This is a genomic window from Microbacterium ureisolvens, assembly GCF_015278315.1.
Taxonomy (GTDB): Bacteria; Actinomycetota; Actinomycetes; order Actinomycetales; family Microbacteriaceae; genus Microbacterium; species Microbacterium ureisolvens.
The window spans coordinates 150398-174179 of the sequence record NZ_JADIJE010000006.1; the positions used below are offsets into that span (position 1 = coordinate 150398).

Genomic DNA, 23782 nt, shown 5'->3' on the forward strand with positions numbered 1-23782 from the left:
GACTAGACGTCATGCGCGGCATCATTCTTGCAGGCGGGACCGGCTCACGGCTGCATCCGATCACCCACGGCATCTCGAAGCAGCTGGTGCCGGTCTACGACAAGCCGATGATCTACTATCCGCTGTCGACACTGGTCCTCGCCGGCATCCGCGACATCCTCGTCATCACCACCCCGCAGGACGCCGACCAGTTCCAGCGCCTGCTCGGCGATGGGAGCCGGTTCGGGATCTCTCTCACGTACAAGACCCAGCCCTCGCCGGATGGTCTTGCGCAGGCCTTCATCCTCGGTGAGGAGCACATCGGCTCGGAGAGCGCGGCCCTCGTGCTCGGCGACAACATCTTCTACGGGCAGGGAATGGGCACCCGCCTGCGCCGCTACACCGAGCTCGAGGGCGGAGTCGTCTTCGGCTATTGGGTGGACGACCCGACGGCATACGGCGTCGTGGAGTTCGACGAAGCGGGCCGGGTGGTCTCGCTGGAGGAGAAGCCGGCGCAGCCCAAGAGCAACTACGCCGTGCCGGGCCTCTACTTCTACGACAACGACGTCGTGGAGATCGCCAAGGGGCTCGAGCCCTCCCCTCGGGGCGAGCTGGAGATCACGGACGTGAACAAGGTGTACCTCGAGCGGGGGCGGCTCCAGGTCGAGCTCCTGCCGCGAGGCACCGCCTGGCTCGACACGGGGACCTTCGACTCGCTCGCCGAGGCGACCGACTTCATCCGGACCGTCGAGAAGCGTCAGGGCCTTTCGATCGGCAGCCCCGAGGAAGTCGCCTGGCGGATGGGGTTCCTGAACGATGACGAGCTCCGGGAGCGCGCGGAGCCCCTCCGCAAGAGCGGCTACGGCACGTACCTCCTCAAGGTGCTCGCGCAGGGAGTCAGGTGACGCCGAGCCGTCAGCCCGCCGTGGCCTTCCCCGCCGACGGCAAGCGGCTGCTGGTCTACGTGGTGTACGACCGGCGCGGCGACGTCGGGGACTACATCGTCCACGCGCTGCGAGCCCTGCGCGCCCACGCCGATCGCATTCTGGTGGTCGTCAACGGTCGCCTCACCTCCGCGGGTCGAGGCAGCCTCAGCGAGGTGGCCGACGAGATCCTCGAGCGCGACAACCACGGGTTCGACATCGAGGCCCAGCGCGAAGCCCTCACCTACCTCGGGTCATCCATCGACGACTACGACGAGATCGTGCTCGCGAACGACACCTGGTACGGGCCGATCGGGTCGTTCACCGAGGTGTTCGAACGAATGGACGCCACCGCGGCGGACTTCTGGGGCATGACCGACCACCGGGAGCAGGTTCCGAACCCCTTCACGGGCGCCGGGGTGATGCATCGCCACCTCCAGTCGTTCTGGATCGCGGTGCGCAGGAGCATGTTCGCGACCGAGCAGTGGCGCAGGTACTGGCGTGACCTGGCCCCCATCACGTCGTACAACGAGGCGATTCTCTTTCACGAGTCGGTGTTCACGGAGACGTTCACCGCGCAGGGCTTCATCGCGGCCGTGGCCTTCCCCTCATCCGACTATCCCACCGAGAACGCGACCATCTTCCACGCCGACCTGCTCATGCGCGACGGGTGCCCCCTGCTCAAGCGTCGAGTGCTGTTCCACCATCCGACGTTCCTGTATCGCCACGCGATCGTCCCCCGTGACATCCTCCGTGTGGCGCGTGAGCTCGGGTACCCGACCGAGCTCATCATGCGGGACCTCGCGCGCAACGTCGCCCCCCGAACGCTGAACGCCGATCTCGGGCTGCTCGACGTCCGCGGCACCGCCGCCGCTGCCCCGGAAGCCCTCTCGGCCGCCCGCGTCGCCATGGTGGTGGTGGCCATGTCACCGGGCCACGTCGATTCCGCGCTGACGTGGGCGAGCCGGTTCCCGGCGGGCTCGCGGATCGTGGTCGTGGCCGCGCGCGACGAGGACCGTGCCGCGCTGATCGAGGCGTGGGGCGCCGCGCTGCCTGGTCTCGCCGTGGATGTCCGACCGGCTGCCGGCCCGTCGACGCACCCGCTCGCAGGGGCCGAGGACCTCGCGGATCCGGAGAGGGTCGATCTGCTCGTCCGCATCGATGCGCGCATCTGGGACGGCGACGACAATGAGCACAGGGCGCTGCGGCGTCAGCAGCTCGAGTCGCTCCTGGGCCCGCAGGATGCCCTCGCGTGGCTCGCGGAGGCGTTCAGCCGGGAGCCTGGGCTCGGGCTCGTCTTTCCTCCCACGCCGTACGTGGGCGAGCTGCCCGAGGCGATCCGCTGGCCGGCGACGCGAGGTCGAGTGGCAGCCGCCGCCGAACGAGCACGCATCCATGTGCCGATCGACGAGTTCGGCCCGCTGGCCCCGGCGGCCGGCGTCTGGGCGGCGCGGCCCGAGGCGATGGCAGGCCAGGCGGAGCTCACCACCGACGAGCCCCCAATGGCGCCCGGTTCGTGGGCGCTCAGCGACCTGATGTTGCCGTACCTCGTCGCCGAGTGCGGGTTCCACTCCCGCACCGTGACGACGGCTGAGCATGCGGCGCTGGCGCACACGGCGATCGAGTACTCCCTCGACCGGCTGCTGGAAAACACCTACGGGTATCGACTCGAACAGATCCAGTTCCTGCAGCGCGCCCAATGGCGTGGTCAAGCGCGGGCCATCGACCTTGTCAAGATGCACATGCGGATCAACCATCCCGACGGCTCCCATCCGCTTCTGCCCTTGATCCGATCCCTCCGGGGCGGCATCGGCAGCATCCGTCGCGTCGTCCGGAGCGTGATCGGCGGCCGATGAACCCGGAATCCTCTCTCCGCCCGGCCCGTTCGCTGCCCGACAGCGCGCGCCGTCTCGTGATCTACACGATGTACGACCGCCGAGGCGATGTCGAACCCTACGTGATGCACGCGCTGACAGGGCTGCGCCCACACGCGCAGCGGCTCGTCGTGGTGGTGAACGGCTCCCTCTCCGACTCCGCGCGTACGCGACTGGAGTCGGTGTGCGACGAGATCGTGGTGCGCCCGAACACGGGTCTCGACATTGGTGCGCAGCGTGATGCTCTTCAGCAGCTCGGAGGCGGGCTGGCCGCGTTCGACGAGCTGCTCCTGACGAACGACACGTGGTACGGTCCCCTCGATGACTTCGACGCCCTGTTCGCGCGGATGGCCGCGCAGCCGGTCCACTTCTGGGGCATGACGGCGCACGCGGCGGCGAGCCCGCATCCCCTCACCGGCAGCGGCAGCGTCGCCTACCATCTGCAGTCGTACTGGATTGCGGTGCGCCGCGAGATGTTCACCACCGCCGACTGGGCCGCGTACTGGTCGGGGCTCGGGGCTGTCCGCGGCTACCAGGACGCCGTGCTCCGGCACGAATCTCGTTTCACGGGGCATTTCCGCGCGCTCGGGTACATCGGCGTGGCCGCCTTCGACACCGATCGCTACGCGACCGACAACGCGTCGCTGTGGGCGCCCATCCAGCTCATCGATGACGGATGCCCGGTCCTCAAGCGGCGGGTGCTGTTCCACTCCCCGCTTGCGCTGAACAGCCACGCCGTCGTCGGGCGGTGGGTGATCGAGCGGCTCCTCGCCGCGGGCTATCCGGCCCGAGCGCTCTGGCATGACCTGGCACGGAACGTGCAGCCGAAGGTGCTCAACACGACCGCAGCGCTGCTCGATGTCCTGCCGCTCACCGATGCCGGCACGTACGACACGGCCCGACCACTGCGCGTGGTCGTGATCGCCCACATCTTCTACGAAGAGATGACGGACGAGATCCTGGACCGTGCGGATCGGCTGCCCGGCGACTACGACCTCCTCGTCACCACGGCCACGCCGCAGAAGGCCGATCGCATCCGCGAGATCATCGCGGCTCGTCCCGCGGCCCCCGGACGCGTCGATGTCCGCATCGTCGCCTCGAACGACGGCCGCGACCAGAGCGCGTTCCTCATCACCGCACGAGATGTGGTGCTGGCCGGCGAGCACGATGTGGTCGTGAAGCTGCACTCCAAGAAGACGCCGCAGGACGGATTCAACATCGGCCGGCATTTCGCGTTGCAGCAGTTCGACAACCTGCTTGCCAGTCAGGGTTACGCAGCGAACGTGCTCGCCGTCTTCCAACGTCATCCCGAGGTCGGCATCGTGTACCCGCCCGCAATCCACATCGGCTACCCGACGCTCGGACAGGGGTGGTGGGCCAACAAGCCCGGTTTCGCCCGCCTCGCCGCGGCCCTGGGCATCCGCGTGCCGCTCGATGACAGCTCTCCGCTCGCGCCCTACGGCTCGATGTACTTCGCCCGCCCCGAGGCGCTGGCCGGGCTGTTCGCGAAGCAGTGGCGATTCTCCGACTTCGGGGGATCGGATCAGTACCGCGACGGCGGCCTCGCCCACATCCTCGAGCGCATGCCGTCGTACGCCGCGGGGGAGGCGGGCTTCGTGACGCGAACGGTGCTGACGACGGACTATGCGGCCATCAGCCAGCCAGCTCTCGAGTTCGACCTGGATCAGCTGACCGCCCTCGTGCCGGCCACCGCCGAGGCCCAGTTCGATGCCCTGCGGCGCGTCGGGCACTTCGGAACCGGCCGTGCACGCGACTTCGCCCGCATGTATGTCCGCTCCCGGTGGCCGAACGCCGGGTCACGATTGCGGCGACTACTCGCGCCGGTGATCGCGCTGCGCCGCCGGCTCCGCCGCTGACAGCAGCTGTGCGGCGCGCCGGTCGAACGAGTGGGCCGATCGGATCTCGGCGCCGAGGCGGGACAAACTCGCGTCATCGGGGAAGAGGGAGTCGATGTCGCCCGACAGCATCCCGATGAGCTCGGCCGTCGAATCGAAGGTGCGCACGGCGCCGTGGAAGATGTCGTCGATGCCGTCGACCTGGTCCGAGATCGCGCGACCCCCCGCGGCGACGACGTCGAACAGCCGGTTCGAGACGAAACCCTCCCGGCGCATCGCCGGCCAATGATCATTGAGGACGACCGCAGCCGTCTCGTATTGCTGCGGCAGGTCCTCGTTGGGGATGCCCGTTGCCGCGATCGCCGATCCGGGGATGTAGCCGCTCCAGTCGGGTCCGTAGACCCGCACAGGTATGCCGTGCTTGAGCGGCTCGACCACCGCGGGGCGGGCGATCCCGCGCGCCGTGCCGACGAAGACGATGTCATCGGTCCGTGGTGCGCCGGACGGGCGGAAGCGGGTCGTGTCGGTGCACTGCAGCAGCGGCCGAATGGTTCGGTCGAAGCGCTCAGTGGCACGCTCCGCCCAGGCCGCCGACGCGGCGAACACGACATCGAATTGCTCGAGTTCGTCGGGTGTGATCTCGTCGGGGTGGCTGATGATCCAGAGGATGCGGATCTTGGCCGGGGGCGGATCGATCCGGTGCGGTCCTCGGAGCACCAGCGCCACATCGTCGAGGTATGCCGAGGGCCGATGTGCGGCCGCGCGCGCGTCGACCGCAGCCTCCTGGCCGAGACGCTCCAGTGCCGTGGCGATACCCCGCGCGAAGTGCGTGTCGCCCCACGACTCGCCCGCGCGTCCCGCGGGGGACGACGTCTTAATGGCCCAGCGCAGACCTCGCTGCGCCGCGCCGTCGGCTCGTCCCAGCAGCGGCCGGCCGTCCTTCCAGGCGGCGACGACGAGTCCGGAGGGGGCCAGCAGCTCGTCCAGGTCGGTGTCTGCGATCGATGAGACCTCGCCGGTCATCCGCCCCGGCGCCATGACGGAAGACTCGGTCAGCACCCGTCCGGGGCCGGACGGGACGGCACCCGCGGGCCACGCCCGGGCCGGGCCGGTGAGGATCGGGACAGCGACCTCGGCGCCGAGGCGGCGGGCGTCCTCCGCCGGATGCCCCTCGAGAAGGGGAAGGGTCCGGCGCTCGTGCACCACCGCGCCGGCTGCGGTGATCGTTCCGTCGGCGCCGATCCACAGCGCGGCGACAGGGTGTTCCGCGCCCGCAGCGGCGAGCGCCTCCAGCGTCGCGGCATCGAGGTCTGCACCCGCTGCGCGCCAGAGACCGGCCGAGCCGTCCGGCAAGGGCACTGGCTCGGCGACCTCGTCGAGGCTCGCTCTGCGCACCGAGATGCCCGGGACCCACAGTGCGAGCAGGCGCGCCTGGAGGTGCAGGTCAGCCGAACGCCCGGTGACGACCAGGTCCACCGACGCGCCGAGCCCGCTCGCGGCGTGGGCCGCCACCACGAGGGCCCGGTCCGGATCGGGCTCATCGGCAGCGACGACACAGGTCAGGTGCAGTGCGGTCGGAGCGGCGGGGACCGGATCGTCCGCGGCGCGGGACGCGGCAGCGACGACCTCGGTCCAGGCGCGCGTCACGGACTCCCGCGCCGGGCCGAGGTCGATCGTCCCCGCTGCGCGCGCGCGACGCCACATCCAGCCGAGAGGACCAGCGGGGTCGTCGAGCGACGACGGATGCGCGGATGCCACCGCCACCGAGTCCCAGTGGGGGCTCGTCTGCAGTCGGGCGCGATCGTTGACCAGGTACGCGTACAGCGCCGGAACGCGGTCCGCGTCGGAGAGCTGCCGGGAGACGGTCCGCTCCATCATCAGGGGGTTGATGACGAATCCGTGCCGGAAGCCGCCTCGCACGTAGGTGCGCACGGCGCGGCGGGCGGAGACGGCGCGGCCCACCTGCGCCGCGACGACATCGAGGTCGACGATGTCGGCCCGGCGTATCGTCCGCGCCCACCACAGGCGGTCGACACCCGCCAGCGCTGTACCGACCAGCGGTGCCCGGCGGGCGGCACGCCACAGCGCGCGCACCCCCCTCATGACCACCCTGCCGAGTATACGGAGCGGTTCCTCACCGACCCGATGGTATCGTCGGGGCGGATTCCCATCGGACGGAGGTAGCGGTGTCCGACGAGGTCATGACGGCGCGCGTCGGCATCGCCGTGCGCACGAAGAATCGACCGTGGTTCTTGGAGCGGACCTTTCGCGACATCGTCGCGCAGGAATACGGCGACTGGCAGGTCCACGTCGTGAACGACGGTGGCGACGCCGCCGGGGTGGATCGCGTCGTGGCGGCACTTCCCGACGATGTCCGGGCGCGAGTGCGTGCGAGCCACAACGCCGTCTCGACGGGGCGATCGAGCGCCGCGAACCAGGCGATCCGGGGCCTGGACGCCGAATTCGTCGTCCTTCACGACGACGACGACCTCTGGCATCCGTCCTTTCTGGATCGCACGGTCGCTCACCTCGACGGGCACCCCGGGGACATCGGCGTGATGGTGCGCACCGAGATCGTCTACGAACGACAGACCGAGGCGGGATTCGTCGAAAGCGGACGAGCCCCCTTCTGGCATGACCTGACCGAGATCACGTACTCCGATCTCCTCCAGGTGAACCGGGCCGTGCCCATCTCCTATCTCTACCGACGAGCGCTTCATGACTCGGTCGGGTACTACCGCGAGGACCTCCACGCGGTCGAGGACTGGGAATTCAACCTCCGCACTGCCCTCGTTCACCACATCGGGTTCATCGGCGGACAGCCTCTCGCCTACTGGATGCAGCGGGTCGGCGTCGAAGGGGAGCTCGGCAACAGCATGTACGCGCTTGCAGCGGAGCACGACCGTTACGACCGGCTCGTGCGCGACGAAGCGCTGCGGGCGTATGTCCGGGACAACGGGCCGGGGCTTGCGCTGTATCTCGCACGGTACATCCAGGACGAGGTCGGCCGGCAGCTCGACGAGCGCCGCGGACCCGGACAGCGCCTGATGGACGCCGCCCGCGACTGGCGCAGACGCCGGCGGACTCGATGACGGCTGTGGCGCGCGTCATCCATCGTTGCGTCCTGTCGGACACGCCGTCCCGGCGATCGTTGTACGTCCGCGGCGGATCCCCGGTGTCGCGGACCGCACTGCGCCTCGCCGCCGGGGAGCACGCTTCCTTCGGCACCTACTTCGGAGCCTTCCCCGCCGCATACTGGTTCGCTCACACGCGTGTGCGGACGGTCGACCTCCAGCTCCGGTCCGACGCGCCGGTATCCGTCCGTGTTCGCGCCACGGACTCCGCGGGGCGCGTGTCCACAGTCGCAGAGCTTCATGAGACGAGCGATGCCTGCGTGCTGCCGGTGTCGATCAGGGCTGACATGGGCTGGATCTGGGCCGAGGTCGAGGCCTCCCGCGCCCCCGCCGTCGTCGACGATGTCGGCTGGGCGACCCACGAGCACGCCTTCACCAACGCACGCGTGACAGTCGCGATCACGACGTTCAACCGAGAGGCGGACTGCGTCGGAGTGCTCGACCGACTCGCCGGCGATGTCGATTCGCTCGGGCGCCTCGACGCCGTGGTCGTCGCGGACCAAGGCACCCGCCGCCTTCGCGACGCTGAGGGCTTCGCCGCCGTCGCAGCGACGCTCGGGGAACGTCTGATCGTCGTCGAGCAGCCCAATCTGGGCGGGTCGGGGGGATTCAGCCGCGGAATGCTCGAGGCGGTTGACGTCGGCAGCTCGCACGTGCTCCTCCTCGACGACGACGTCGACCTCGAGACCGAGTCCCTGCGTCGCATGGCGCTGTTCGCGGAGTACGCGCCGTCGCCCCTCATCGTCGGAGCTCAGATGCTGAGCCTGATCGAGCCGACGCGCCTGCACTCCTTCGGCGAACGGATCCTGCGTCGGCCCTTCTGGTGGGGGCCAGTCATCCCGGAGCTGTCCGGCCTCGACGTGGCCGGTGACGCCCTCGAGACGACCCCCGCGCTCAGCCGTCGGATCGACGTGGACTTCAACGGCTGGTGGATGTGCCTGGTACCGACGTCCTCGATCCGGTCGGCCGGGGCATCCTTGCCCCTGTTCATCAAGTGGGACGATGCGGAGTTCGGCCTTCGCGCGGCCGCTCTCGGAACCCGGACGGTCACGCTTCCGGGTGCCGCGCTCTGGCACATGCCGTGGACGGCGAAGGACGACGGCCTCGACTGGCAGGCGTACTTCCAGCTGCGCAACCGTGTCGTCGCCGCCCTCCTGCATGGCGGTCGCGGCGTGCTGAAGGCATCGTTCGCCCAAGACCTCAACCATCTGCTGTGCGCGCAATATGGTTCGGTGGCGGTGCGAAACCTCGCCCTGCACGACATCCTCAGCGGTCCGCGACATCTTGATCCCGTCCTGCGGGCGGGTCCTGCCAGGGCGGCGTCGGTGCTGGCGGAGCACGGCCAGGTCGTCGTGCCGCGCACGGCGGATCTTCTCACGACCACGACGCCTGCCCCGAGGCGTCCCCGCGGCACCGTCGCGGTACTCGGGCGACTCGTTCGCGTGTGCGTCCACCAGCTGCGGCCCGCCCGCGTGGACGCGCCGACGGCAGTGCTCACGCGCGCTGAGGGCAAGTGGTGGGCACTGGGCGTCACGGACGCAGCACTCGTCGACGCGGCGGCGGGCAACGGCGTCTTCGTCGTTCGACGCGATCGGCACGTGGCCCGACGTCAGCTTGGCAGCGCCATCGTCCTCCGGTGGCGGCTTCTGCGCGGGTGGCGACGTCTCGCGCGGGACTACGCGACCGCCGCGCCGCAGTCCGCGTCGGCAGCGGCATGGCGGCAGCGATTCGACGACGCGCACGCCTGACCACCGTCAGCACGTCAGCACGTCAGCACGTCGGCACGTCAGCGGTCGCGGGTCGGTGCGGGCGGAACGCGTATGCTTGCGACATCCTGCAAGCAACGGAGCGCGTGCATGTCGACTGATGCCGAAACCCCCGATCCCGAGGCGGTCGATCAGCCGTTCTGGCTGAGCCCGGCGTCGTTCTGGATGCCCACGCATTACCCGCTGTCCGCCTGGTTCACACACGCGCCGTTCGCGTCGTGGCTGGTGGATTCGATACGGCCGCGGCGTATCGTCGAGCTCGGCACTCACCTCGGCTTCTCGTGTTTCGCCTTCGCGGAGGCGGCGAGCCGGCTCGGGCTGCCGACCACTGTCGACGCCGTCGACTCATGGGAAGGCGATGACCACGCCGGCTTCTACGACGAATCGGTCTTCGAGTCCGTGCGGACGGTCGTCGAGCAGGACTTTCCCCGGACGGTGGTGCTGAACCGCGGGTGGTTCAGCGACGTCCGTCCCAGGGTTGCAGACCAGTCGGTCGACATTCTCCATATCGACGGACGTCACGGGTACGAGGACGCCACCGAGGACTACGAGCAGTGGCGATCGAGCGTGGCGGACGGCGGAGTGATCCTCTTCCACGACATCGCCGAACGCGAGCGCGGCTTCGGTGTGTGGCGCCTGTGGGAGGAGATCGCCGAGCCGGGGCGATCGTTCTTCTTCGAACACGGACACGGCCTCGGCCTGCTCGCGGTAGGGGACATCCGGTACAAGCCCATCTCGCGGCTGTGCGGTGCGGACGAGGAGACCGCCGCGAAGATCCGCGGCGACTTCTCCCGACTCGGAGACCGGGTACACCGGCAGGCGTGGCTGGAGTCATTGCCCGCCGAGCTCGACCGTGTGAACGCACTGGCCCATGAGCGGTCGCTTCAGATCGACCAGACGGCCGCCGCCCTCGAGGCCGAGAGGCAGTACGTGCAGACGATCAAAGCCAGCACGAGTTGGCGGATCACCGCGCCCCTGCGAGCGGTCGGCAAGCTGCGCCCCCATCGCGCATAGGGGCCGCCTCGGTCGCGTGTCCGCCCACCGCGGACGGTCACAGCACCGTCACCTCGCGGCATCCGTAGAATGTCACGGGCGCTGCGGCGCCGGAAAGGCTTGGCATCGCATGGATCTTCTCGTCGTCGGCTCGGGCCTGTTCGGGCTCACCATCGCAGAACGCGCGGCAGACGCGGGCCGCCGCGTGACCGTGATCGACCGGCGGCCGCACATCGGCGGCAACGCGTACAGCGAACTCGAGAAGGCGACCGGGATCGAGGTGCACCGCTACGGTGCGCACCTGTTCCACACCTCTAACGCCGTCGTCTGGGAGTACGCCAACCGCTTCACCGGGTTCACCGACTACGTCCACCGCGTCTACACGAATCACCGCGGCGTCGTGTACCCGATGCCGATCAATCTGGGCACGATCAACCAATTCTTCCAGGCGGCGTACTCGCCCGATCAGGCTCGCGCTCTCGTACACGAGCTCGCCGGGGAGTTCGACCCGAAAGACGCGCGCAACCTGGAGGAGCGCGCCATCGGACTCATCGGTCGCCCGCTATACGAGGCCTTCATCCGCGACTACACCGGCAAGCAGTGGCAGACGGACCCGAGGGAGCTGCCCGCCGAAGTCATCAGCCGTCTCCCGGTTCGGTACACCTACGACAACCGGTACTTCAACGACACCTGGGAGGGGCTTCCGGTCGACGGATACACCGCCTGGATGGAGCGGATGGCCGACCACCCCCGCATCGACGTGCGACTGGAGACCGACTTCTTCGACGACACGCAGCCATTGAGCAAGCGCGCCACCGTCGGCCAGGTGCCCATCGTCTACACCGGCCCCGTCGACCGCTACTTCGACTACGCCGAGGGCGCGCTGTCCTGGCGCACTCTCGACTTCGAGGAGGAGGTGCTCGAGGTGGGCGACTTCCAGGGCACGCCCGTGATGAACTACGCCGATGCCGAGGTGCCGTACACCCGCATCCACGAGTTCAAGCACTTCCATCCCGAGCGCGCCGACCGGCATCCCACCGACAAGACGGTCATCATGCGCGAGTTCTCGCGGTTCGCGTCGCGCGAAGACGAGCCGTACTACCCGGTGAACACGCCTCAGGACCGCGCAGGGCTGCTCGCCTATCGTGACCTGGCCCGGGGGGAGCGGGACGTGCACTTCGGGGGGCGCCTGGGGACCTACCAGTACCTGGACATGCACATGGCGATCGGGTCGGCGCTGACGATGTGGCGCAACGAGCTCGCCTGACGTGAGCGACGCGGCCTGGTGGGAGGCGGCGCCGGCGATCCTCGTCGCCTGCGCGGTGCTGCTGGCGCCGGGACTGGTCGTGCTCGCCCCCGTCCGGATGGGGATCGTCGCCAGGATCGCGCTCTCAGGCATGATCTCCGTGGTCCTGATCGGCGGGGCCGGGATCGTGTTCGCACCGACCGGCGCGGCGTTCGGACTGTGGCAGCCGTTGCTGATGGCCGTGGCAGGCGGGGTGGCGGTCTTCCTCGCACGCCGGTCGGCACCGCGGGTTCCCGGAGACGGGCGCGCGTGGGGGCTCGCGGCATCCTGGGCCGGTGGCACCGCGATCATCGGGGTGGTTGCGTTCGCATCCGTGCCGAGCCCGGAACTGGTCAGCCAGACGTACGACAACGTCTTCCACGTGTCGGCGATCGCGGACATCCTGGCCAACGGGAACGCATCGTCGCTGACGCTGCGCACGCTCATCGAGACCGACCGCGCATTCGCGTTCTATCCCGCAGGGTGGCACGCAACGGTCGCGCTGGTCGCGCAGATCACCGGGGTGTCCGTGCCCGTGGCCGTGAACGCCGCATGGATCGCCGTGTGCGCGGTCATCTGGCTGCCGGGCGTCGCCTGGCTCACGCAAGCCTGCCTGCCGCGGATCGCCGCGGGCACCGTAGCGCTCGTGGCGCTCCCGCTCGGTGCGGCGTTCGGCGCGATGCCGTACGCCCTGCTCACGTGGGGAACGCTGTATCCGACCTTCCTGGCCACCGCGCTGCTGCCTGTCGCGGTGGCGATGCCGGTGTGGGCGTGGCGAGGATGGCGCGCGACCAGGCCTGCGCGTCGCCGCCGACTGCTGGTGTGGGCCCTCGTCGGCGTGGTGGCGAGCGTGGCTGCGATCGCGCTCGCCCAACCGCGCGTGCTGGCGTCGTTCGCACTGATCCTCGCGGTGCCTGCCGGTGGCGTCTTCGTCGGATGGTGCCGGCGTGGTCGTCGCGCAGGCGGCGCAGCACGCGCGCGGGTGCGGAAGGTTCTCGCGATCGGGGGAGTCCTCGTCGCGCTGGCCCTCGTCGCCACAGCGTGGTACGTCATCTTCCGCCTGGGGCTGTTCACCAGGCCGCTGGACGATCGGCTCACGGGGCCGCAGGCTGCAGCGGTCCAGCCGCTGTGGGCGGGCGTCTGGCAGGTGGTGTCCCAGTCGTGGCTCACCGGCGTCGGGGCGAGCGCGACCTGGCCGTCGCTGCTGCTCGCGGCGGCGGTGATCGTGGGCGCGATCGCGGCTGCGCGAGGTCACCGCACTCGGTGGATCGTCGTGGCGTACGCGGTGGTCGCCGTGCTCTTCGTGCTGGCCGCGGGGTCCGACGACGTCGTGACGAAGCTCATGACGGCGCTCTGGTACAAGGACAAGTACCGGCTCAGCTCGGTCTTGCCGGTGCTCGGGGTTCCGCTGGCGGCACTCGGGGTGATCACGCTCGGGCGAATGGTCTCGCATCCGCGCGCCCGCCATGCGGTCACGGTGGGTGGCGCGTGGCTGGTGGCGACGACATCCGGGGTGGCGCTGACGCTGGGCGGCATGACGGCCGGCGTCGCAGCGGTCTTCCATATGCCGGAGTCGGGCGCGCACGGCGAAGTCGTCTCTCGTGCACAGGTCTCGTTCTTCGGACGCATCGGACAAGTCGTCCCCGAGGGGCAGCGGGTTCTGGGGGATCCGTGGGATGGTTCGGCGTGGACGCTGGCCTTCGGGGACCGTGAGCCCGTATTCCCCCACGTGAACGGTCAGTGGGACGCGGACCGGCAGACGCTGGCATGGAGTCTCGCGGACATCCAGACGAATCCCGAGGTGTGCGCGGCACTGAAGCGGCTCGATGTCGAGTACGTGGTGTACTCGCCGCACGCTTTCGGGGGCGGCGACCCGGCGGGCAACCACTTCCCCGGCTCTCACGAGGCGATCGAAGCGGGCCTGTTCACGGAGGTCGATTCCGAAGGGGATACGGCGTTGTTCCGGATCGACGAGTGCGGCACGAGCTCGCCGCAGAAGTAGGATCGGACGCGTGACTTCCGTAGCCGTCGGCGCCCCTGGGTCTGCCCGGCGGTACCTTCACTCGCTCTGGCTGCTGTCCGCGCGCGACCTCAAGGTCCGCTACTCGACCAGCGCCCTCGGCTACCTGTGGTCGATCCTCGATCCGCTCGTGATGAGCGCGATCTACTGGTTCGTCTTCACACAGGTGTTCGAGCGCACGGTGGGGCACGAGCCGTACATCGTGTTTCTGATCACCGCGCTGCTGCCGTGGGTGTGGTTCAACTCGGCGGTGTCGGACTTCACGCGTGCGTTCAACAAGGACGCCCGCCTGGTGCGCTCCACGGCGATCCCGCGATCCATCTGGGTGAATCGGATCATCCTGAGCAAGGGAATCGAGTTCCTCTGCTCGATACCGGTGGTCGCGTTCTTCGTCGTCCTCTCGCAGTTCTCCGCAACCCCCGCCCAGCTCAACTGGGGCCTGCTGTGGGTGCCGGTGGCGATCGTGATGCAGTCGGTGCTGCTCGTGGGGCTCGGGCTGCTCATCGCACCGCTGTGCGTCCTCTGGAGCGATCTCGAGCGCACCACGAAGCTCGTCCTGCGGGCGCTGTTCTACGCGTCTCCGGTGATCTACGGGGTCGAGGACCTTCCGGGGGTGTTCGAGACGCTCGTCGCGTTCAACCCGCTGGCGGGGATCTTCGCCCTGTACCGGGTCGGGTTCTTCCCGGAGGAATGGGACCCGTGGGTCGTGAGCGTGAGCGCGATCATGTCGTTGCTGTTCCTGATCCTCGGCATCGCCGTGTTCCGGCGCCTTGAGCGCCCCGTGTTGAAGGAGCTGTGATGGCACCGAGCGATCCTGCGATCCAGGTCAAGGGTCTCGGGGTGCGTTTCCGCCGCAACCGGCGGGGCCGACGCAGCATCAAGGATCTGTTCTCCGACTCCACTCGCCGCTCGAAGCCGGGGGAGTTCTGGGCACTGAAGGACGTCAGCTTCGACGTCACCGCCGGCGAGTCCATCGGCGTGGTGGGGCGCAACGGGCAGGGGAAGTCGACTCTGCTCAAGCTCGTGGCAGGGGTTCTGCTTCCCGACGAGGGGTCGGTGACGGTCAACGGTGGTGTCGCGCCGCTGATCGAGATCACGGGCGGCTTCGTCGGCGACCTCACGGTCCGCGAGAACGTGCGCCTGACCGCCGGCCTGCACGGGATGTCGAAAGCGGAGGTCGCGCGGAGGTTCGACGGCATCATCGACTTCGCCGAACTCGGCGACTTCCTCGACACCCCTTACAAGCACCTCAGCAACGGGATGAAGGTGCGTCTCGCGTTCTCTGTCGTCTCGCAGCTCGAGGAGCCGATCCTGCTCGTCGATGAGGTGCTCGCGGTGGGGGACAAGGCGTTCCGCGAGAAGTGCTACGCGAGGATCGACGAGCTGCTGGCCGAGCGGCGGACGCTGTTCTTCGTCTCCCACAGCGAACGCGATCTGCGTCGCTTCTGCACGCGAGGGCTCTACCTCGACAAGCATCGCCTTGCGATGGATGCGCCGATCGGCGAGGTCCTCGATCGGTACAACGCCGATTATCCGGTCGGCTGATCCGGCGCACCCAGCGGCGAGAAGCTGATCGCCGGTCGCGCGTACAGCGTCCCGAAGGTCGTGCCGTCCGACCGGACGTTGAAGGAGCAGGCCTGCGACCGCGCCGCCAACTGCCGCCCGTTGCCGTCCAGCAGCGCGATGCTGACGAAGTACTTGCCGCCGCCGAGCATCAGGCTCGGCAGCTTCACCGAGACGGTGCGCGTGCCGCGCAGCGGGCCTGGCGCCGTCGTCGCGTGATCGGTGCCGGTGCCGAACACGACCTGTCCGTTCTCGTTGTCGATCTGCACGGCGCACAGCCACTCATCGACGCCCGTCGGGTGGAACAGCTGGACGTCGATCGAGAGCGGATCACCCGGCTGCAGCACCACATCGTCGGCCTGGTTCCCGTCGAGCGTGACGCCGATGATCTTCGCGTGAGTCGGGTCGTCCTCCGCCCGATTCGTCGCGCTCAGGGCGACCTGACGCTCTTGTTCGAGCAGATCCCTGAACTCGGGGATCACGTCGTTGGGCTCGCCCTCGATCACGACGCGCCCGTGATCGAGCAGGATCGCCCGGTCGCACAGTTCTGACACCTGCGCCATGGAGTGGGTCACCAGGATGATCGTGCGACCCTCCTTCTGGAAGGCGCGGATCTTGTCCATGCACTTACGCTGGAACGCTTCGTCGCCGACGGCCAGCACCTCATCGACGATGAGGATGTCGGGGTCGGTGTGGACCGCGACGGCGAAAGCCAGCCGGACGTACATGCCCGACGAGTAGAACTTCACCTGCGTGTCGATGAACTCGCCGATTCCCGAGAACGCGACGATCTCCTCGAAGCGGGTGTCGGTCTCTTCTCGGCTGAGGCCGAGCACGGACGCGTTGAGGTAGACGTTTTCGCGACCCGTGAGATCCGGGTGGAACCCGGCGCCGAGTTCGAGAAGGGCAGCTACGCGGCCGCGACCCGTGATCGTTCCTGACGTCGGCTCGAGGATCCCGCCGATGAGCTTGAGAAGGGTGCTCTTGCCCGAGCCGTTGTGGCCCACGAGCCCGACGGTTTCGCCGGCGCGGATGGTGGTGGTCACGTCCCGGAGAGCCCAGAAGTCTTCGCGGTGGCGGCGGCCGGCACGTCCGAGGGTGACCAGCCGCTCCTTCAGTGAGTTGTCCTTGCGGACGACGAACCTCTTGGAGACGTCGGACACCTCGACGACGACGGGTCGTTCGAGGCTGACGCGCGCGTGATTCATGGGGCGAAGGGGCTTTCAGTGGTCGGGCGTACGGCGTGCTCAGATCGCCTGAGCGAAATTGCCCTGCAGGCGACGGAACACTCGGTGGAACGAGTACAGGAGGACGAGGCCGATCACCAGCGCGATGCCCATCCAGAGGAGCAGGTCGGGCGGGTAGTCGCTCGGTGCGCCCGCGACCCAGAACGCGCGCTGGAAACCCAGCACCGCCAAGGTGATCGGGTTCGCGGTGTAGACGTCGAACACGAGCCCGCCGCCCAGGATGTCACCGGCCATCGTCCAGGTGTAGACGATCGGAGACGCCCACATCAGGAGCATCATGACGACCTCCGTCAGATACTGCGTGTCGCGCAGGTAGACGTTCACCGCCGACAGGAGAAGGGCAAACGCCGCTCCGTAGACGACCACCAGGAGGATCGACGGTATCGCGTACAGGATCTCCGCACTCCACGGGAAGGACCCGGCCAGCGCTGTCGCCCCGAGAAGCACGAGCAGCTGGATCGCGAAGGTGAACAGCGCGGCACCCATTGCGGCGAGGGGGAAGACCTCGCGCGGAACGTAGATCTTCTTCACCAGTCCCGCGTTCGCCACGACCGATGCGACACCGCCCAGGACGATCTCGCTCAGAAGCCCGTAGATCGTCAGACCGGCGAACACGTAGATCGCGAAGTCATCGATCCCTCGGGCGGCGCCGAGGAACTGCCCCATGACCACGTAGTAGATCGCCAACTGGGTGAGGGGACGGATCAGCGTCCACAGAAACCCCAGGCTGGAGTCCTTGAACCGGGACTTGAGGTCGCGTCGGATGAGGAGGTCGAGCATCTCGCGGTGACGGAAGATCTCGGCAACAGGCCGGATGACGCCACCGTCGGCGAGTGATCCGACGGGACGCATCGGGAGCGCGGCGAGCCGGGCGAAGCGGCGCTGGCGTTCTGCGGTCGGGTCGAATGGCGCTGTCATGGCGCGGACCATCCTATCTGCGGCAGTCTGAGTCGAAGGTGGACGCGATCAGGCGCGGTCCGCCGCGACGGCGGGACGGCGGCTGGCGACGAAGTCGGCGATCGACTGCTCGTACCCGATCTTCGGAGCCCATCCCAGCTCGCGCCGGATGAGCGATGCGTCTCCGACGATCTCCTGCGGGTCGGTGGGGCGGATGCGGGAGGCGTCGACGATCGTCTGGGGTACTTCCCGGCCCAGCGATCGGCAGGCGGCCTCGAGGATCTCGCGACCCGAGAGGGATCGCCCGCTGGCGATGTTGTAGACGGGTGAGACCTGGGGCGCCTCGAGCAATCCCACGTATGCGGCCGCGACATCCCTGACGTCGGTGTAGTCGCGTCGGGTGTCGAGATTGCCGACGCGCAGCGGCGCGTCGCCGCTCAGCGCGTCGACCGCGTCGACCAGGTCGGGCACGAGGAACCCCTTGGATTGGCCCGGACCGATGTGGTTGAAGGGGCGCACGATCACCATGTCGATGCCGCGCGAACGGTAGTAGGCGCACTGGAGCTCCACGGCCCCCTTGCTCACGGCGTAGGGCGAGCTCATCGCCAACGGGCGGGATTCGTCGGCGGGGCCGCGGCCCGGCGAGTAGAGGGCGCCTGTGCTCACGACGATCACACGCGTCCGCGGCGTGCCTGCCGCCAGCAGGCCCTCGCCGATCCGCGTGAGCATCGCCGTGTTGGCGGAGATGTACTCCTGGGGGGCGTCGAAGGATCGGCCCACGGCGGCGAGACTGGCGAGGTGGATGATCCCGTCCGGTGGTTCGGGAACGGGCCAGCGCTCCGTGAGGTCGGCCACGAGCGTGGAGGCGGGGTCGGCGGGGGAGGCGCTTCGGCGAATGCCCCGAACCTCGTGCCCCGCCTGCAGCGCCTGCTTGACGACGTGCTGGCCGACGAACCCGTCGGCCCCCGTGACGACGATGTTCACGCGTGCGAGGGCGTCGCGGCCTGGATGCGCGCGAGGCTGCGGTCGTGGGCGACCATCCGCTTGACGAGGTGGGGGAAGTCGACGTCGCGGCGCCAGCCGAGGACGGTCTCGGCCTTGGACGCGTCGCCGAGGAGGATGTCGACCTCTGCAGGCCGGACAAGGGTCTCGCTCTTGCGGACGTAAGGCGTCCAGTCGTCGACGCCGATCTCGCCGAAGGCGAGGGTCAGGAATTCTTCGATGCTGTGGGTCTCACCGGATGCGAGGACGAAGTCGTCCGGCTCGTCGTGCTGCAGCATCTGCCACATGCCGCGGACGTAGTCGCCCGCGTAGCCCCAGTCGCGCTTGGGCCACAGGTCGCCCAACTCGACGTACTCCTGCAGGCCGGCCTCGATGCGGGCCACCGCCTGAGTGATCTTGCGGGTCACGAACTCGGGGCCGCGGTACTCGCCTTCGTGGTTGAAGAGGATGCCGCACGAGACGTGCATCCCATAGCTCTCGCGATAGTTGCGCGAGATCCAGTGCGCGTAGAGCTTCGCCACGCCGTACGGGCTGCGGGGGTGGAAGAGCGAGTCCTCGTTGTATCCCGCACCGGGGCGGTTGTAGTCGAGGCCTCCGAACATCTCGGAGGTGGACGCCTGGTAGACGCGCGTGGTCTCGGTGCGTCCGGTGATCCGCACCGCCTCCAGTACGTTGAGCACGCCCTTGGCGGTGACGTCGGCGGTGAGGGTGGGGTTGCCGAAGGAGTAGCCGACGTGGCTCACCGCGCCGAGGTTGTACACCTCGTCCGGGTTGACGGTCTCCATGGCGCGCACGAGCGAGGACGGGTCGGTGAGATCGCCGTCGATGAGACGCACGTAGGGGTGGTAGCTGGTGATGGTCTCACGGCGGGGGTTGCTCTGCCCGCGGATCAGACCGGCGACCTGGTACCCGTTCTCGTGCAGGAGCTCGGCCAGGTGGCGACCGTCCTGTCCGGTGATGCCGGTGATGAGCGCGACGCGTCGTTCGTCTGTCAAGGGGTTTCCCATTCGTTCGTAGGCGGTCGGTCGGACGATCGAAACGGACGTGGATCGAGGTCGCAGCCGGAGCGGTCCGACTCTCGATTCTAGCCGCGCGCGCTGGACCGGCGTAGCCGGCGCTGTGCGGCCGGCGGCTCAGCCGTCGATCTCGGGACGTTCGCGGCGAATGGCCTGGCGGGCGCCTCGAGCGATCGGTCGCAGGAACTCGAGCCGTCGCACGACCGCGTCGGCGATGCGGAACGACCGTCGCGACAGCCGCCATTCCAGGTGCGCCGCCCGCGCGGACTGCGCCAGTTCGTACGAGCGCGTGGCACGGAAGTAGGAGTTGCGCGCGCGCACCCGGTCGATGACGACCGGTTCGGCGAGGGTCTCGAGCAGGATGCGGAACACTCCCTCGTTGTAGTCCTGGAGGGTGCGCACCGACACCGAGTCGGGCAGTGGGAGTGACGCGGCCTGCTCGACCACCTCGGGCAGACGACGGAAGTCGTCGAAGAAGGCGGCGGACTGCGTGAGCCCGAGAGCGTCCACGACTTCGTGGGCGACCTGCGAATCGAACAGCACGATCGGCTTTCCGTGCACCGCCGCCTCGGCGATGGGAAGTCCGAAGCCCTCGTACGCAGACGGGTAGACGATCACCCCGGCTGCGTCGTAGAGCGCGCTCACATCCGCGTCCGTGAGATAGCCGCTCGGGAGCGGGACGATGTTGCTGCCCGCGTCCTCGTCCATGCTGCCGAAAGCGATCACGGTACGCTCGGTCCCTTCGAGCGCAGCCACCGTCTCCCGGACCTGCTTGTGCAGGAACGTGTTGCCGATCACGAGCACGTAGTCCCCGGCGCGCACCGCCGCGCGCTGCCGATCGTTGAAGCGGGCTTCGAGATCGAAGACGGCACCCGGGACCTTGACGGCGAGATGCTCGACGCCGAGGTGGAGCACGGACGCCCGGTCGGCGAAGTCGGAAGAGAGTGACGGGTAGTACGCGCGGGCGTCGTCGATCGTCGCCTGGCTGATCGCGATCACGCGGTCGGCGAATCGCAGCGAGTCCAGGACCACCTGGCGGCGGCTGTAGTCGCTCTCGAGGAGGGGCAGCGAGCGGATGGCGATGATGTCGAGCAGCGACGCGACCCACTTCACGCAGTACCGGTCCAGGCGCTGGATCTGGCCCGCCGCGTTGAGAGGGGCCAGCGAGAGGCCGAGATCGAAGAGCTCGTCGAGGTCCTCGTTCGCGACGACGCGGAATCCGTAGCGCTCCATCCCGAAGAATTCGATCGCCTCCGCCGAGGTCGCGATGACGAACTCCAACTCGTCCAGCATCCCGTTGTCACGCAGCGTGGCCAGATGATTCAGGAAGCTGAGCGCGTACTGCACGCTGCCGTTGTAGATGAGCGACATGTGGTGAAGGTCGATCAGGACCTTCTTTCGCGCATCGGAGGGCACGAGCAGGTCCGCGAACCAGTCCGCGGTGTCGATGCCGTCTTCGAGGTAGTGCGCCACCGCCGACGGGTAGTGGGGGTAGCGTCGCACCAGACGCCGCTCATTCGCGTCCTGAATGGTGCGACGGTCCAGCGACGAGAAGCTCTTCTCGCCGTCATGGTGGGCGTAAGCGTGGTTCGCGATGACGGAGGAGAAGCCGTAGTCGTTGACCCGCAGGCAGAAGTCGTTCTCCTCGCCGTACCCCGGGGCGAAGACCTCGTCGAACAGGCCGTAGTTTCGGATGAGCGAACGGCGGGCGAGAAAGCAGAAGCCATGCGCGACCGGCGCGATCGAATACCGCGGCAGCTCGGAGGCGATCTCGTCGAACACCTCCCGTGACCGCTCCGGTGACGCCTCTTCGCCGGAGCGTGTGCGCAACGGAAGAGTCGCGATCGTCGCGTGATTGCTGCGCGCCGTGACGACGCCGTGCTTCTCGGACAGATACAGGACCGTTGACAGCTCATCGACCGTACCCGCGGACAGCTGCGCATCGCTGTTGAGCAGGAGCACGTCGTTCTCGCTCGTGTCGAGCTCGGTCACCGCGCGATTGCACGTGCCGACGAAGCCCAGGTTGCGCTCGTTGCGCGCGTACACGACGCCGTCGACGCCGTCGATGATGGCGAGGATCTGCCGCTCCATCTCGTCGACCTCCGGGCCGCAGTCGTTGACGATCAGGAGCCGGTGAAAGTCGAGGTCGACGTGGTCGAGCACGCTCCGCACGCATCGAGCTGCGGTCGGGATGTCTCCGTAGAGCGGAACGACGATCGTGGTCGGATGGGGTTGGGTCATGCCTAGCCTCATGTGCCTGGAACGCGCCATCGACTGTCGGCGGCGCCCTCGGGAGTCTAGCCGAGGGGCTGGTGTGCTCACCGGGCCCTGGTCGTCCGAACCGCCCGCCCCCGGCGCGGGGGTGTCGAAATTCGTCTGGAGGATCACGATAAGCTCGAATCCCGAGCTCCGACCTCTTGTCGGAATCTGCGTCGATCCGATGGGGTAATACGACTCGTGCCTGTCGCGAACCTTGCACGTCGTCTTGTGCACAAGGCGATTCCTGCGCTGTCTGCCGAGCAACGCGATCCGTTCAACGATTTCGTGCGGGCGGGCATGTTCGACCTCGACTACTACCGCGCGCAGCTGCCGCCCGCGTGGCGCCCAGTCGATCTGGCGGCCGCCCGGCGCCATTACGTCGACACCGGGCGCGCGGCAGGTTTGGCGCTGCATCCGTTCATCGAGCCCGAGTGGTGGGATCCGAACGCCGACACTGAGGACGAGGATCACCTGGGGCGAGAACGGTGGCTGATCTTCGGAGGGCAGCGCGACTCCTCGACGTCGGTATTGATCGCGGATCCACTCGGTGAGATCGGAGTCACCAGGGACTACATACGCGAGATCGTCGCGGGCGCACCTCGGGCGCGGATTCCGGGTGGCATCTCGGCCGAGGAAGCTGCGCAGAAGCTGACGGCAGCGGTGGACGACCTGGTGACGAACCCGCCCAACGACGGGCGATCGTCAGGCGTCGACTGGGACGCGGTGCGCTCGGACGCGCCGGATCGCGTGCCGGGACGCGTGTCGGTGCTGGTTCCGACGTACCAGGACTGGCGCATGACGGTCGAGTCAGTGCGCTGCGCGCTGGATGGCGCGCCCGGCGCGGATCTTGAGGTGGTGGTCGTCGACAACGGCTCACGGCTGGCGGTCGCGCGGAATCTGCTGGCGGTCTTCCTGACCGAGGACCGGGTGCGGATCATCCGCTGCGACGAGAACACGAACTTCGCGGGAGGAATGAATCGTGCGCTGGCCGCGTCGACAGGCGAGTTCGTCGTCCTCCTGAACAACGACGCCGTCCTCGCTCCCGGATGGCTGGAGCCGCTGATCGCCCCGCTGGCCAGTGACTCGGTCCGGGGGACGCAACCGCTTCTTCTCTACCCGGGTACGAATCGGATTCAGGCGGCGGGCACGATGTTTCTCGGCGAAGGGGTGCTTCCCTGGCACTTCCTCGCCGGTCACCCCCGCGCAGACGCCGACCGTATGAACAACATCTCGTTCCACGCCGTGACCGCCGCGGTGATGGCGCTGCGGGCGAGTGACCTGATCGCGGCGAACGGTTTCGACGAGGAGTTCGAGAACGGCTACGAGGACGTCGACCTGTGCCTGCGGCTCCTTCGCGGCGGTGACGATCGATTCGAGCTCGTCCGCGAGTCCATTGCGCACCATCCCGAAGGGAGCACGATCGGCAGGAGCCTCAGGGATTCGGCCAATCGAGCCCGCTTCTTCGCCCGATGGGCCGGTCGGATGCCGGCGCCGGAGGCGCACCGGTACGCGGATGTCGGTTTCGAACTAGAGACGATGCGCCCGCTCTGGTACTCACCGGAAGTGCCGATCCTTATCACCGATCCGCAGCTGACGCGCCCGCCGCGCCGAACGGGCGTCGGCGAACCGTCACTTCGCTGGCTCTTGCTCACGTCCGGCAGCCACGACGCCGTCCTCGACGCGGTGCGCACCTCGCTCGCGCAGCTCAATCAGGAACTCGTCGAGGTTTCTGGAGGAGTCCACTGGAGTGACGCTCTAGCGGACATCGTCGTGGCCTTCGACCGCGACGCGCCGACATTCCCCCGCGCCGGTTCGTTCAATGTGCTCGTTACGGATCACCCTGTCGCAGACGGTGGGGATGGGGTGACGGTGGCGACCGCTCACGACCTCGAGCCCCTCATCGGTGCCGCGCTCGCCTGGCGCGCGGAGCGCTATTCCTCGGCCGCCGGTTGACAATGTGCACGGCGC

Annotated in this window: 17 protein-coding genes; 11 read left to right on the forward strand and 6 right to left on the reverse strand. The window is 68.4% G+C overall.

Annotated elements, in window-relative coordinates; translation table 11 throughout:
- Positions 1–11 precede the first annotated feature (11 nt).
- Genes rfbA through IM767_RS11375 form a run of 3 tightly spaced genes read left to right on the forward strand, consistent with a single transcriptional unit; the run spans position 12 to position 4653 of the window.
- Complete coding sequence (rfbA, locus tag IM767_RS11365) at positions 12–884, forward strand: glucose-1-phosphate thymidylyltransferase RfbA (protein WP_109209925.1); 873 nt, start codon at positions 12–14, stop codon at positions 882–884.
- A complete protein-coding gene (locus IM767_RS11370) occupies positions 881–2758 on the forward strand; it encodes a rhamnan synthesis F family protein (protein ID WP_109209926.1) in 1878 nt (625 codons plus the stop codon). Before rfbA ends, IM767_RS11370 begins: the two co-directional genes overlap by 4 nt.
- Entirely contained in the window at positions 2755–4653 is a 1899-nt protein-coding gene (locus IM767_RS11375) for a rhamnan synthesis F family protein (protein WP_162564250.1), read from the forward strand. The genes IM767_RS11370 and IM767_RS11375 overlap by 4 nt, the downstream gene beginning before the upstream one ends.
- Here IM767_RS11375 and IM767_RS11380 read toward each other — a convergent pair.
- Complete coding sequence (locus IM767_RS11380) at positions 4609–6735, reverse strand: glycosyltransferase family protein (protein ID WP_109209928.1); 2127 nt, start codon at positions 6733–6735, stop codon at positions 4609–4611. The genes IM767_RS11375 and IM767_RS11380 overlap by 45 nt on opposite strands.
- An 83-nt stretch (positions 6736–6818) precedes the next feature.
- Between IM767_RS11380 and IM767_RS11385 the strand changes: the two genes are divergently transcribed.
- The 7 genes from IM767_RS11385 (at position 6819) to IM767_RS11415 (ending at position 15375) form a co-directional block, all read left to right on the forward strand.
- Entirely contained in the window at positions 6819–7724 is a 906-nt protein-coding gene (locus IM767_RS11385; RefSeq protein WP_109209929.1) for a glycosyltransferase family 2 protein, read from the forward strand.
- A gap of 83 nt (positions 7725–7807) precedes the next feature.
- Positions 7808–9514: a glycosyltransferase gene (locus tag IM767_RS11390; RefSeq protein WP_162564251.1), complete on the forward strand. Its 1707-nt coding sequence runs from the start codon at positions 7808–7810 to the stop codon at positions 9512–9514.
- 108 nt (positions 9515–9622) lie between these two features.
- Positions 9623–10546, forward strand: a complete 924-nt coding sequence (locus IM767_RS11395; RefSeq protein ID WP_239453256.1) for a class I SAM-dependent methyltransferase — start codon at positions 9623–9625, stop codon at positions 10544–10546.
- A gap of 109 nt (positions 10547–10655) precedes the next feature.
- Complete coding sequence (gene glf, locus IM767_RS11400; protein ID WP_109209931.1) at positions 10656–11792, forward strand: UDP-galactopyranose mutase; 1137 nt, start codon at positions 10656–10658, stop codon at positions 11790–11792.
- A 1-nt stretch (position 11793) separates the two neighbouring features.
- Positions 11794–13812 carry a DUF6541 family protein gene (locus IM767_RS11405; protein WP_109209932.1) on the forward strand — a complete coding sequence of 673 codons (2019 nt, stop codon included), beginning with the start codon at positions 11794–11796 and terminating at the stop codon, positions 13810–13812.
- A gap of 10 nt (positions 13813–13822) precedes the next feature.
- The gene (locus IM767_RS11410; protein ID WP_109209933.1) at positions 13823–14629 is read left to right on the forward strand and encodes an ABC transporter permease; all 807 of its coding nucleotides are present in this window, start codon (positions 13823–13825) and stop codon (positions 14627–14629) included.
- Positions 14629–15375: an ABC transporter ATP-binding protein gene (locus IM767_RS11415; protein WP_109209934.1), complete on the forward strand. Its 747-nt coding sequence runs from the start codon at positions 14629–14631 to the stop codon at positions 15373–15375. The genes IM767_RS11410 and IM767_RS11415 overlap by 1 nt, the downstream gene beginning before the upstream one ends.
- Here IM767_RS11415 and IM767_RS11420 read toward each other — a convergent pair.
- The 5 genes from IM767_RS11420 to IM767_RS11440 all read right to left on the reverse strand — a co-directional run bounded on the left by IM767_RS11420 (position 15360) and on the right by IM767_RS11440 (position 21796).
- Positions 15360–16601, reverse strand: coding sequence for an ABC transporter ATP-binding protein (locus IM767_RS11420; RefSeq protein ID WP_109209935.1), 1242 nt, complete (start codon positions 16599–16601; stop codon positions 15360–15362). The two genes, IM767_RS11415 and IM767_RS11420, sit on opposite strands and share 16 nt — an antisense overlap.
- 39 nt (positions 16602–16640) lie before the next feature.
- The gene (locus IM767_RS11425) at positions 16641–17558 is read right to left on the reverse strand and encodes an ABC transporter permease (protein ID WP_194398868.1); all 918 of its coding nucleotides are present in this window, start codon (positions 17556–17558) and stop codon (positions 16641–16643) included.
- A gap of 48 nt (positions 17559–17606) precedes the next feature.
- Positions 17607–18521, reverse strand: a complete 915-nt coding sequence (locus tag IM767_RS11430; protein WP_162564252.1) for an NAD-dependent epimerase/dehydratase family protein — start codon at positions 18519–18521, stop codon at positions 17607–17609.
- On the reverse strand, positions 18518–19534 hold the full coding sequence (locus IM767_RS11435; RefSeq protein WP_198425873.1) for a GDP-mannose 4,6-dehydratase: 1017 nt from the start codon (positions 19532–19534) through the stop codon (positions 18518–18520). The genes IM767_RS11430 and IM767_RS11435 overlap by 4 nt, the downstream gene beginning before the upstream one ends.
- A 138-nt stretch (positions 19535–19672) precedes the next feature.
- Positions 19673–21796 (reverse strand): glycosyltransferase, encoded by a 2124-nt coding sequence (locus IM767_RS11440; RefSeq protein WP_162564253.1) that lies wholly within the window; start codon positions 21794–21796, stop codon positions 19673–19675.
- A 216-nt stretch (positions 21797–22012) separates the two neighbouring features.
- Between IM767_RS11440 and IM767_RS11445 the strand changes: the two genes are divergently transcribed.
- A complete protein-coding gene (locus IM767_RS11445; RefSeq protein WP_162564254.1) occupies positions 22013–23767 on the forward strand; it encodes a glycosyltransferase family 2 protein in 1755 nt (584 codons plus the stop codon).
- Positions 23768–23782 lie beyond the last annotated feature (15 nt).